The sequence below is a fragment of the Paenisporosarcina sp. P4_D4 genome, assembly GCF_056401835.1.
Genome location: NZ_JBFUIO010000077.1, coordinates 1 through 11,441, shown reverse-complemented (window position 1 = coordinate 11,441; position 11,441 = coordinate 1). Strand labels below are relative to the sequence as shown.

Genomic DNA, 11,441 nt, shown 5'->3' with positions numbered 1-11,441 from the left:
GAAATTTACAACAATCCACAACATATCTATACAAAACGTTTGATTGCGGCTATTCCAGAAATGGAAACAGGACATCGCAAAGAAAAGACGTTGATTCGCCAACAAATTGCGGAAGAGTACAGACAAACTAGAGATCAATTTTTCGATCAAGATGGTCGTTCTTACGGTTTAAAGAAAATTACAGACACGCACTCAGTTGCGATGCAATAGGAGGACATAACAATGTTAAAGTTTATTTTTCGCCGGACATTGATTATGATTCCTCAAATATTCATACTCAGTGTTTTAATCTTTCTTTTAGCAAAAGCAATGCCTGGGGACGCATTGACTGGAAAACTCGGTGCAGGGGATGTTGATCCGGAACGAATTGTGGAACTGCGTGAAAAAGCTGGCCTTAATGATCCATGGCATGTTCAATATACCCGATGGATTGGTAATGCCGTCCAAGGTGATTTTGGTAAATCAGCAGTCTACCAACAAAAGGTAACAAACTTGATCGGTGACCGAGTGGGTAATACTCTCTTGTTATCTGCAAGTATTTTAATTGTTAGTTACTTAATTGCCATTCCACTCGGAATTATAGCCGGTAGGTGGACAGATTCGTGGGCGGATAAAATTATTGTCTGGTATAACTATTTGTCGTTTGCCACACCATTATTCGTATTTGCCTTAATCTTATTGTTTATCTTTGGCTTTGTACTCCAGTGGTTCCCAATAGGTGGTTCGGTCGACATTAGGGCTGATAAAGGAACTTTCGAATATGTCTTAAGTAAGGCAGAGCATTTAGTGTTACCAACAATGGCTGGTGCATTACTCGCTACATTCGGTACAATCCAGTACTTAAGAAATGAAATTATTGATACAAAAATTAAAGACTTCGTCAAAACTGCACGTGCAAAAGGTGTACCAGAACGTAAAGTTTATACGCAGCACATATTACGCAACTCATTATTACCGATTGCTGCTTTTCTAGGCTATGAAATTACTGGATTAATAGGCGGCTCCATATTCTTAGAATCAATCTTCAGTTACCCAGGATTGGGCCAACTCTTTTTATCATCAATCAGTTCACGAGATTTTAGTGTCGTAACAATCCTAGTATTAATATCAGGTATTGCTGCAATTGTCGGCACCATGCTATCCGATATTATTCTAAGTTGGGTGGACCCAAGAATTCGCATCGATTGAGGATACTAGATTGGAGAGAGAAAAATGACAGTAAATATGGGAAATGAAACGCCCGTAACGGGTGCAATGAAATCTAAAAGTACGCACACTTCATTAGCCAAAACGATGTGGCGTGAAATTAAACATGATAAGATGGCGCTTTTTTCACTTATCTTATTAAGCGGTATTTTGTTGACGGTGTATATAGGATCGTATTTTCTTGACTTAGAGGAAATCAGAAGAATTGATGTTTTTAACATTTATGCTGAACCTTCTGCTGCCAATTGGCTTGGTACAGATTATGGCGGACGTGATGTTTTTGGCACGTTAATCATTGGAGCAAAGAATTCCATTACCATCGGAGTGGTCATCACGTTAATTTCGGCAATAATCGGATTAACGGTAGGATTGATTGCCGGTTACTTCGGGGGTGCTGTAGATAATATTATTATGCGTTTCATCGATTTCATCATCATCCTACCTTTCTTGATGATTATTATCGTATTGATAACAGTTGTACCTGTGTTCAACGTCTATACGTTCATCGCGATCCTGTCTCTATTCTTATGGACAGGTAAAGCGCGATTAATCAGATCCAAGACACTTGCTGAACGCGAACTGGATTACGTAAATGCTTCAAAAACTCTTGGAACACCAAACTGGAAAATTATGATGTTTGAAGTGTTACCAAATTTGAGCTCTATTATTATCGTAAACATGACGTTAACGTTGGCAGGTAATATTGGAATTGAAACTGGATTAACTTATCTCGGATTCGGTTTACCTGAAAGTGTCCCTTCACTTGGAACATTAGTAGCGTACGCCAGTAATCCAGAAGTCATCGAAAATAGATGGTGGGTTTGGTTACCTGCATCATTACTGATATTAGTAATCATGCTGTGTATAAATTTCATCGGTCAAGCGTTAAAACGTGCGGCTGATGCAAGACAAAGATTGACATAAAAAGGGAGGAAGAAAAATGAAGAAAAGTTCACTGTTGTTACTTTGTTTGATGCTTGTACTAAGCGCCTTTTTAGCAGCTTGTACTGGTAAAGAGAAAGGTAGCGAGAAAGATCCAGAGAAAGACAATGAAGAAGCTGGGGGAGATGAAAACAAAATCGATTTAGCTTTCCCAACAAAAGTTTCTGCTAAAGACGAAGCAGTTAAAGATGGTTCATTAAACTACGGTTTGATTTCTGATACACCGTTTGAAGGTACTTTGAACTATGTATTCTATTCAGGTAACCCTGATTCTGAAGTTCTTCAATTCTTTGATGAAAGCTTACTTGCAATTAATGGTGACTACGAAATTACAAATGACGGTCCTGCTACATTTGAAATATCAGAAGACAAAAAATCTATTACTGTAAAAATCAAAGACAATGTAAACTGGCATGATGGTGAGYCAGTTAAAGCAGACGACTTATTATATGCTTATGAATTACTTGGTCATCCAGACTATACTGAAGCTCGTTACTCAGGTTTAGTTCCTATGGTAGTTGGTATGGAAGAATACCATACTGGTAAAGCTAAAACGATTTCTGGTATCGAAGTAAAAGACGAAAAAACAATTAAATTCACTTTCACGCAAGCTAGTCCTTCTTTAACAACTGGATTCTGGGCTTACCCAGTACCACGTCACTACTTGGGTGACATGACAATTGCAGAAATACTTGAATCTGACAAGATTCGTACAACTCCAATTGGTTACGGACCTTTCAAAGTTAAGAAAATCATTCCAGGTGAATCTGTTGAATTCGAACGCAACGAAGATTACTGGAGAGGCGTTCCTGCGCTTAAATCTATCGTACTTAAAGTTGTAAGCCCAAGTGTTGCTGTTAAAGCAATGCAAAATGGCGATCTTGATATTGCAAGCTTACCTGCTGACCAATATTTATCAGCAAAAGAACTTCAAAATACTGAATTACTTGGTCAAATTGACTTAGCTTATTCTTACATTGGTTTCAACCTTGGTAAATGGGATGCTAAAAAAGGCGAAAACATTATGGGCAACCCGAAATTAGAAAACAAACAATTACGTCAAGCAATGGCTGTAGCTCTAAACAACAAGCCAGTTGGTGAAAAAATGTACCATGGTTTACGTTTCCCAGCTACTACTTTAATTCCACCATCTTTCCCTAGTTACCATGATTTCGATGCAAAAGCTATCGAGTACAACCCAGAGAAAGCAAAAGAATTGTTAGCTGAAGCTGGCTACAAAGATACAAATAATGATGGTTTTGTTGAAGATCCTGAAGGTAAAGAATTTAAATTAAACTTTGCATCAATGTCAGGTTCTGATGTAGCTGAGCCATTAGCTCAACACTACATTCAAAACTGGGCTGATGTAGGTATTAAAGTTGAATTGTTAGAAGGCAAATTACACGAGTTCAACTCATTCTACGAGCGCGTAGAAGCAAATGATCCGAAAATTGATATCTTTGCTGCAGCATGGGGTACAGGATCAGACGTGGATCCAGAAGGATTATACGGTCGTAAAGCATTGTTCAACTACACTCGTTGGACAAACGAAAAAAATGACGAGTTACTTGCAAAGGGTATATCTGAAGATGCATTCGATGTTGAATACCGTCAAGGCGTCTACAAAGAATGGCAAGCACTTATGAACGAAGAGCTTCCTGTAATTCCTACATTGTTCCGTTACAGCATAACATCTACTAACAAGCGAGTTCTTAACTATGATATCGCTGCTGGAATGACTTTCTGGGATGAAGTTGCAGTATCTGCTAATGCACCAGTAAAATAATGAAAATTAAAACGACTCATCTTGAAAATGATGAGTCGTTTTTTTGTATTAAATATTAACGGCAATTGGAACAAGTAAGAGTAAAGTTGGAGAAGTGCTGATTTGAGGCCTTCTTGTAAAAAGAAGCAAGCTTTCAGACTGACATGTACAAACACTTCATATAGTAGTGAAAAAGGGTGCTAATATTGATCAAATGGTTAATGTTCTTAATCAGCTACATTTGCATTGTCATAAGCCTTATGCAGATTTTATTGTATTTAAATTATCTTTCACTGGGATACACATGGAAAAGTGTCTGGACATTTATATTCCAGACACCCGATTTCTTCATATTTGCTTGTTCGTTTGTTCTTATGACGTTTATCGTTTTCTACCCAAGCCCATCGCGTTCTCCATTTTTTTGAGTGTTTTAGAAGCTGCAGCCTGTGCTCTTTTCGCACCATCATCCAAGATACCATCTAACTCATCCGAATTTAACAGCGCTTCGTAGCGTTCCTGAATAGGTGTAATGTGATCAATAATAGCTTTCGCAACTGAAGCTTTAAAATCACCGTATCCAACACCAGCATATTTTTCAACCAATGCTTCGATTGTTTCACCGGTCAACGCAGCTTCAATCGTCAACAAATTGGAAACGCCCGGTTTTTTCTCTACATCAAAAGCAACAATGCCTTCTGAATCAGTTACTGCGCTTTTGACCTTTTTCTCAATTTCTTTTGGTGTATCCAATAGTGAAATCGTCGATTTTTTATTTGGATCAGATTTACTCATCTTTTTCAAAGGATCCTGTAGAGCCTTGATACGTGCTCCATTTTTAGGTAAGCGAATATCTGGAATCGTCAAAACGTCATTATAGCGTTTGTTGAAACGCTCAGCCAGATCACGTGTTAATTCCACATGTTGCTTTTGATCATCACCTACAGGTACGATATCGGTCTGATAAAGCAGGATATCTGCTGCCATAAGTGGTGGATAAGTGAGAAGAGAGGCCGATACGCCGTCTTTCCCCGAAGACTTATCTTTAAACTGAGTCATGCGCTCAAGTTCTCCGATATAAGAGATACATTGCATCATCCATCCTGCCTGAGCATGTGCAGGAACTTCCGACTGGATGAATAGAATGGCTTTCTTTGGATCGATACCGACTGCCAAATAGAGTGCTGCAAGCGATCGGATATTTTTACGAAGTTCTAGCCGATCTTGTGGAACCGTAATTGCGTGCTGATCCACGATACAAAAAATACATTCATACTCGTCTTGCAAGGTAGTGAATTGACGGAAAGCACCGATGTAATTACCGAGTGTGACCGTTCCTGTTGGCTGTACGCCTGAAAAAATTTTCTTCATGTGGTTTCCTCCTTAAAAATAAAAAAACACATCACTCTCCCTCAAAAAGGGACGAATGATGTGTGAATCCGTGGTACCACCCAGATTGCCAAAAAATCTTGGCCTCTTTAACTTCGTAACGTGAAGGTACGTGATAAACTACACCGAAATTCCGGTTCGTAAACCATGCTCAGAAGTCCATTCCTAATGATGGGAAGATCTGTTTTCACCAAATACAGATTCTCTGGACAACCCATTCAAAAGTACTATTCTTCGTCTTTGCATTTATCATGTATTTTGATTGTCATTATAATATAGAAGAAACTCCAAAATCAAGTGCAAATTATGCTAAATAATAAATCGTCAATGCAATCAACATTGCGAGTAAAATGTACCCACCTAACTGGAAAAAAGGTTTTGTCTGGAAATCCAGCAACTCCGAAGGGGCACGCATTGACTCCGTATCCACTAAACTTCTTTTCGATGAGAAAACTTTTCTGAAGCTCATAGTAAAAATATCGAAAAATCCATTTGAGACAACATAGACTAATAACCCAATAAAAGTGATCGTTCCTCCGACAAAAAACGACATGTTTATATAAGAGGTAAGTGTCACTTCTTTAATAATGAGTAACATCATTGCAATAATAAGTAACTGAGAAGCAATAAACCAATTAACCAACTTTTTCATAAAAACACCTCAATCCTTCTCATATTGTAGAAGAATTGACGGAAAAAATCAAAATTTCGCTAAACGAATTAATAATTCGCAATTCTCGAACAACCTTAGACTACCAACGGTTCTGTTATGTTCTTGTAATCTTTCTGTTACATAAGTGTAAAAAATATTCAAAAAAAGACTGTACAGATTTTTTTGAATATGTATAATTAACATTGTAACAATTTTTCAGAATATTTAAGGAGGTCATTTTAAGTGAAGAAAAGCAAATTAGTTTGGCTATTAAGTCTTATGCTAGTACTTAGTATGTTCTTAGCTGCTTGTGGTAAAGATGAAGAAAAACCTTCAACTGAACCAACAACTGACGGAGAAGGCGAAGGTACAGAAGAACCAGCTGAAGGTGCTTTAGATGCGGAGCAAATCCTTAATCTAAACCACGTCGCTGAGATTCCATCATTGGATTCTTCAATCGTTGAAGACCAAGTTGGTTTCGACATGTTAGGTAACGTAAACGAAGGTCTTATGCGTTTAGATCAAGAAAATGTTCCTGTTCCAGCTATGGCTGCTGAGGAACCAACAATTTCTGAAGACGGTTTAACATACACGTTCAAATTACGTGATGCTAACTGGTCTGACGGTTCTGCTGTTACTGCTAACGACTTCGAGTATGCATGGAAACGTGCAATTGACCCAGCGACTGGTTCACCATACGGTCCTTACATGATGGCTGGCGTTATCAAAAACGCAACTGCTATCGGTGAGAAAAAAGCTGAAGTTGCTGACCTTGGAGTTAAAGCTCTAGATGAGAAAACTCTTGAAGTTACTCTTGAGCGTCCAGTTCCTTACTTTATCTCATTGATGTCATTCGGAACATTCTTCCCGCTGAAAGAAGAATTCGTTAAGGCACAAGGCGATAAATATGCAACAAATTCTGAAACAATTCTTTACAACGGTCCATTCACTATGACTGATTGGGATGGCACTGGTTTAACTTGGAAACTTAAGAAAAACGAACAATATTGGGATGCAGAAACTGTAAAACTTACTCAAATCAACTTCGACGTTGTTAAAGAAGTAGCTACTGCAGTTAACCTTTACACAACTGGCGAAAAAGATCGTACTGGTCTTTCTGGTGAGTATGCTATGCAATATGCTAACGATGAAAATCTATTAAAAGAATTAGAGCCAACTGTGTTCTACTTCAAATATAACCAAGAACGTAACGGTAAGAAAACACCACTTGCAAACGTAAACATTCGTGAAGCACTTGCTAAAGCATTCAACAAAGAAGATTTAGCAAATGTAGTATTAGCTAACGGATCTCTTCCAGCTAACTACTTAGTACCACAAGAATTCACTTTCACTGCTGAAGGTGCTGACTTCCGCGAAGTAAATGGCGACATGGCTACTTACAATGTTGAAGAAGCTAAAGCAGCATGGGATAAAGGTTTATCTGAGCTAGGTGTTACTGAAGTATCACTTGAAATTCTAGGTGGAGACTCTGACCTTTCTAAGAAAATGGACGAGTACTTCAAATCTCAATTAGAGACTAACCTTGAAGGTTTAAATATCACACTTAAAGAAGTACCATTCAACGTTCGTTTAGAACTTGATGAAAAACAAGATTATGATATCCAAGTTTCTGGTTGGGGCCCTGACTATCAAGATCCTATGACTTTCGTAGACTTGTTCGTAACAGGTTCTTCTCATAACTTAATGTCTTACTCTAACCCTGAGTACGACAAGTTGATTGAATCAGCTAAAGGTGAACTTGCTATTGATGCAGAAGGTCGTTGGGACGCAATGGCTCAAGCTGAGAAAATGTTAGTTCAAGAAGACTATGCAATTGGACCGATCTACCAACGCGGAACAATGGCATTAGTACAACCTTATGTTAAAGGTATTGTTTCTCACCCATTCGGTGGAGACTACTCATACAAATGGGCGTACATCTCAGGTAAAGAGTAATCTTTAACTAAGATAAAAAATCTCATAGAGAGAGAGTATATGGTATCCAATAGGGCCATATACTCTCTTTTTAAATGAGTGTGAATTAATTAAAAATTTACTATTTTCAAATATTAATTTGACATTAACTAGTTTTATCTGTTTATATAGAAAAGTAGAATTTAAATTCTGCTCGTATTCACTTAGGAGGTGCAAAAATGGCTAAGTATATCGCAAGACGTGTTTTTTATATGTTCATTACTCTTTTCCTGATTGCGACAGCAACATTTTTCTTAATGAAAACGCTACCAGGTTCCCCTATTGCATCCGCTTCGAAACTTACCCCTGACCAGCTAGCGGTAGTAGAGGCGAAATATGGTTTAAATGAACCACTACCAGTTCAGTATGGTAAATACATGCTAAATTTAGCACAAGGTGACTTAGGTAACTCATTCCAGTTTAAAGGTGCGAGCGTAACAGATTTAATTCTCAATCGCTTAGGACCATCTTTCTTACTAGGTGCACAAGGAATGATTTTAGGAGTTTTCATCGGTATTATCCTTGGGATGATTGCCGCATTACGACAAAATACGATTTGGGATTACGGTAGTACATTAATTGCTATTATCGGTATTTCTATCCCATCATTCGTTTTTGCAACAACACTTCAATACTGGTTCGGCGTTCAATTAGGCTGGTTCCCAGTTGCACTTTGGAAAGATGGCTGGATGTCCAGTGTTATGCCATCAATTGCATTAGCAATGGGACCACTTGCAATTGCTTCACGTTTCATCCGTACAGAAATGATCGAAGTTTTAAGCTCCGATTATATTACTCTAGCACGCTCTAAAGGTGCCAGTGGATTTGAAGTAGCATTTAAACATGCTTTCCGTAATGCTTTGATTCCTTTGGTAACGGTTTTAGGACCAGTTGCTGCTGGATTACTTACAGGTTCACTTGTTATAGAGCAAATATTTGCGATTCCAGGTATCGGTGAGCAATTTGTAAAAGCGATTATGATCAATGACTATTCAATTATTATGGGAACAACGTTGTTCTTCTCTGTATTCTTGATTTTCATTATCTTAGTTGTCGATGTTCTTTATGGAGTAATCGACCCACGTATCCGTTTATCAGGAGGTAATAATTAATGACACAAAATCTAGATAAATTACCTGCTGGTTCTTTTAACCGTATTACAATAGATAGCAGTGCAGCAGAACGTATTACTAAACCAAGTTTAAGCTTCTGGCAAGATGCATGGTTACGCATTCGTAAAAACAAAGCGGCCATCGTTAGTATTGTCATTTTGTTTTTGATTATAATCATGTCATTTGTAGGGCCAATGATAAGTCCGCATGATGCAGAGACACAAACTCTTACTCATGCAAACTTGCCACCGAAAGTTCCAGGTTTTGAAAACATCGGTATTTGGGATGGAACAGGGAATTTGGCAGGTCAAGAAGTAGATTTGTATGAACTGAAAAATGTAGACGAATACTACTGGTTCGGTACTGATGGATTAGGACGTGATATGTTCTCACGTGTATGGGAAGGTACTCAAATCTCATTATTCATTGCATTCATTGCAGCTTTAATAGATATGGTCATCGGCGTTCTTTATGGAGGTATTTCTGCATATTATGGCGGACGAGTAGATGATATCATGCAACGTGTCGTTGAAATCTTATACGGAATTCCAAACCTTGTCGTGGTTATCTTAATGATTCTCGTCATGGATCCAGGTATCATGGCCATTATTATCGCCATTACAATTACTGGATGGATTGGGATGTCACGTGTTGTACGTGGACAAGTTCTTAAATATAAAAACCAGGAATTCGTATTGGCTTCACGTACTTTAGGAGCAAGCAACAACCGCATCATTTCTAAACACTTACTTCCTAACATTCTAGGAATTATTATTATCAACACAATGTTCACAATTCCAGGTGCAATCTTCTTCGAGGCTTTCTTGAGCTTTATCGGTCTTGGGTTACAACCACCAGCTGCATCACTTGGAACATTGATTAACGATGGTTATAAACTAATCAAATTCCAACCGCATATTTTGATGTTCCCGTCAATTGTCTTGAGTTTATTGATGGTGGCATTTAACTTACTCGGAGATGGATTACGTGATGCACTTGATCCGAAAATGAAAGATTAAGAAGGAGGAAAGCGACAATGGAAAAAATCTTAGAAGTAAAAGACCTTCAGCTTTCCTTCCACACTTTTGCAGGGGAAGTAAAAGCCATTCGTGGTGTAAACTTCGATTTGCAAAAAGGGGAAACGCTAGCGATCGTTGGTGAATCGGGTTCAGGGAAATCAGTAACAACAAAAGCGATTATGCGCCTTTTACCAGAATCTAGTTCAGAATTCAAAAGCGGACAAATTTTGTTCAATGGCAAAGATCTAACAAAGCTCTCAGATAAAGAAATGCAAAAAATTCGTGGTAAAGATATCTCAATGATCTTCCAAGATCCAATGACATCACTTAACCCTACAATGACAATTGGTCGTCAAATTACTGAACCATTGTTAAAGCACCAGAAAGTAGGGAAAACAGAAGCGAAAAAAATTGCGATTGATTTATTGCGTATGGTAGGGATGCCTAAACCTGAATTACGTATTAAGCAATATCCACACCAATTCTCTGGTGGTCAACGACAACGTATCGTTATCGCGATTGCTCTTGCTTGTAATCCTCAGATTCTGATTGCGGATGAACCAACAACAGCATTGGACGTTACGATTCAAGCTCAAATTCTTGAATTAATGAAAGATTTACAGAAGAAAATTGATACATCTATCATTTTCATTACACATGACTTGGGTGTTGTAGCAAACGTTGCAGACCGAGTTGCGGTTATGTATGGTGGACGTATTGTCGAAATGGGTACAGTGGATGAGATTTTCTATAACCCCCAACATCCGTATACATGGGGATTATTAAGCTCAATGCCTTCTCTGGATACAGCAGATGAAAAATTATATGCAATTCCAGGGACACCTCCTGATTTATTGGATCCACCAAAAGGAGATGCATTTGCACTTCGTAGTGACTATGCACTTGCAATCGATTTGGAACAGGCTCCGCCAGTATTCAAAGTGAGCGATACACATTATGCTGCGACTTGGTTATTACATCCGGAGGCACCTCAAGTCGAGCCGCCAGCTGCCATTGTGGAACGTATGAAGAAATTCCCGGGAAGTCGATACTATGAAGGAGTTGCGCGCTGATGGCTGAAAAATTGCTAGAAATTAGAAACTTAAAACAATATTTCAATGAAGGCAAAGCTAATGAAGTGCGTGCAGTAGATGACATTAGCTTCGATATTTACAAAGGTGAAACACTTGGATTAGTTGGAGAGTCAGGTTGTGGGAAATCAACAACTGGCCGTTCAATTATCCGCTTATATAATGCAACAGACGGCGAAGTGATTTTCGATGGAATTAATGTTCATGGGAAAAAATCAAAGTCGGATTTAAAAATATTTAACCGTAAAATGCAAATGATTTTCCAAGATCCGTATGCGTCGCTCAATCCACGTA

At 38.3% G+C, this 11,441-nt stretch carries 10 protein-coding genes, 1 pseudogene and 1 other annotated feature; of the genes and pseudogenes, 9 read left to right on the top strand and 2 right to left on the bottom strand.

Features of this window, described 5'->3' with window-relative positions:
• The 4 genes and pseudogenes from AC1DSL_RS13545 to opp4A form a co-directional block, all read left to right on the top strand.
• Nucleotides 1–210: pseudogene (locus AC1DSL_RS13545) on the top strand (ABC transporter ATP-binding protein); the annotation flags it as partial.
• 12 nt (nt 211–222) lie between these two features.
• Entirely contained in the window at nt 223–1,188 is a 966-nt protein-coding gene (gene opp4B / locus AC1DSL_RS13540) for an oligopeptide ABC transporter permease (protein WP_016428023.1), read from the top strand.
• Nucleotides 1,189–1,254: 66 nt separating this feature from the next.
• A complete protein-coding gene (locus tag AC1DSL_RS13535) occupies nt 1,255–2,130 on the top strand; it encodes an ABC transporter permease (RefSeq protein WP_051123219.1) in 876 nt (291 codons plus the stop codon).
• Between the two features lie 16 nt (nt 2,131–2,146).
• The gene (gene opp4A, locus AC1DSL_RS13530; protein WP_477532566.1) at nt 2,147–3,934 is read left to right on the top strand and encodes an oligopeptide ABC transporter substrate-binding protein; all 1,788 of its coding nucleotides are present in this window, start codon (nt 2,147–2,149) and stop codon (nt 3,932–3,934) included.
• A gap of 360 nt (nt 3,935–4,294) precedes the next feature.
• On the opposite strand, the gene trpS is transcribed toward opp4A, so the two are convergent.
• Complete coding sequence (gene trpS, locus AC1DSL_RS13525; protein ID WP_477532565.1) at nt 4,295–5,281, bottom strand: tryptophan--tRNA ligase; 987 nt, start codon at nt 5,279–5,281, stop codon at nt 4,295–4,297.
• A 44-nt stretch (nt 5,282–5,325) separates the two neighbouring features.
• Nucleotides 5,326–5,549, bottom strand: a binding site (T-box leader).
• A gap of 54 nt (nt 5,550–5,603) precedes the next feature.
• A complete protein-coding gene (locus AC1DSL_RS13520; RefSeq protein ID WP_477532564.1) occupies nt 5,604–5,951 on the bottom strand; it encodes a DUF3899 domain-containing protein in 348 nt (115 codons plus the stop codon).
• 243 nt (nt 5,952–6,194) lie between these two features.
• On the opposite strand from AC1DSL_RS13520, the gene AC1DSL_RS13515 reads away from it, so the two are divergent.
• From AC1DSL_RS13515 to AC1DSL_RS13495, 5 genes are all read left to right on the top strand, one after another.
• Entirely contained in the window at nt 6,195–7,907 is a 1,713-nt protein-coding gene (locus AC1DSL_RS13515; RefSeq protein ID WP_477532563.1) for a peptide ABC transporter substrate-binding protein, read from the top strand.
• 197 nt (nt 7,908–8,104) lie between these two features.
• The gene (gene opp3b / locus AC1DSL_RS13510; RefSeq protein WP_016428017.1) at nt 8,105–9,037 is read left to right on the top strand and encodes an oligopeptide ABC transporter permease; all 933 of its coding nucleotides are present in this window, start codon (nt 8,105–8,107) and stop codon (nt 9,035–9,037) included.
• A complete protein-coding gene (gene opp3C / locus AC1DSL_RS13505) occupies nt 9,037–10,056 on the top strand; it encodes an oligopeptide ABC transporter permease (protein WP_477532562.1) in 1,020 nt (339 codons plus the stop codon). Before opp3b ends, opp3C begins: the two co-directional genes overlap by 1 nt.
• Nucleotides 10,057–10,073: 17 nt before the next feature.
• Nucleotides 10,074–11,129, top strand: a complete 1,056-nt coding sequence (locus AC1DSL_RS13500; RefSeq protein ID WP_477532561.1) for an ABC transporter ATP-binding protein — start codon at nt 10,074–10,076, stop codon at nt 11,127–11,129.
• Nucleotides 11,129–11,441: ATP-binding cassette domain-containing protein (locus AC1DSL_RS13495; protein ID WP_477532560.1), on the top strand; the 313-nt coding region annotated here is incomplete at its 3' end. The genes AC1DSL_RS13500 and AC1DSL_RS13495, both read left to right, overlap by 1 nt.

What these genes read in the sequence shown, in the direction of transcription:
- AC1DSL_RS13500 (WP_477532561.1), top strand. Translation starts at nt 10,074, where the DNA reads ATGGAAAAAATCTTAGAAGTAAAAGACCTTCAGCTTTCCTTCCACACT.
- opp3C (WP_477532562.1), top strand. Translation starts at nt 9,037, where the DNA reads ATGACACAAAATCTAGATAAATTACCTGCTGGTTCTTTTAACCGTATT.
- trpS (WP_477532565.1), bottom strand. Translation starts at nt 5,281, where the DNA reads ATGAAGAAAATTTTTTCAGGCGTACAGCCAACAGGAACGGTCACACTC.
- opp4B (WP_016428023.1), top strand. Translation starts at nt 223, where the DNA reads ATGTTAAAGTTTATTTTTCGCCGGACATTGATTATGATTCCTCAAATA.
- opp3b (WP_016428017.1), top strand. Translation starts at nt 8,105, where the DNA reads ATGGCTAAGTATATCGCAAGACGTGTTTTTTATATGTTCATTACTCTT.
- AC1DSL_RS13520 (WP_477532564.1), bottom strand. Translation starts at nt 5,951, where the DNA reads ATGAAAAAGTTGGTTAATTGGTTTATTGCTTCTCAGTTACTTATTATT.
- AC1DSL_RS13535 (WP_051123219.1), top strand. Translation starts at nt 1,255, where the DNA reads ATGAAATCTAAAAGTACGCACACTTCATTAGCCAAAACGATGTGGCGT.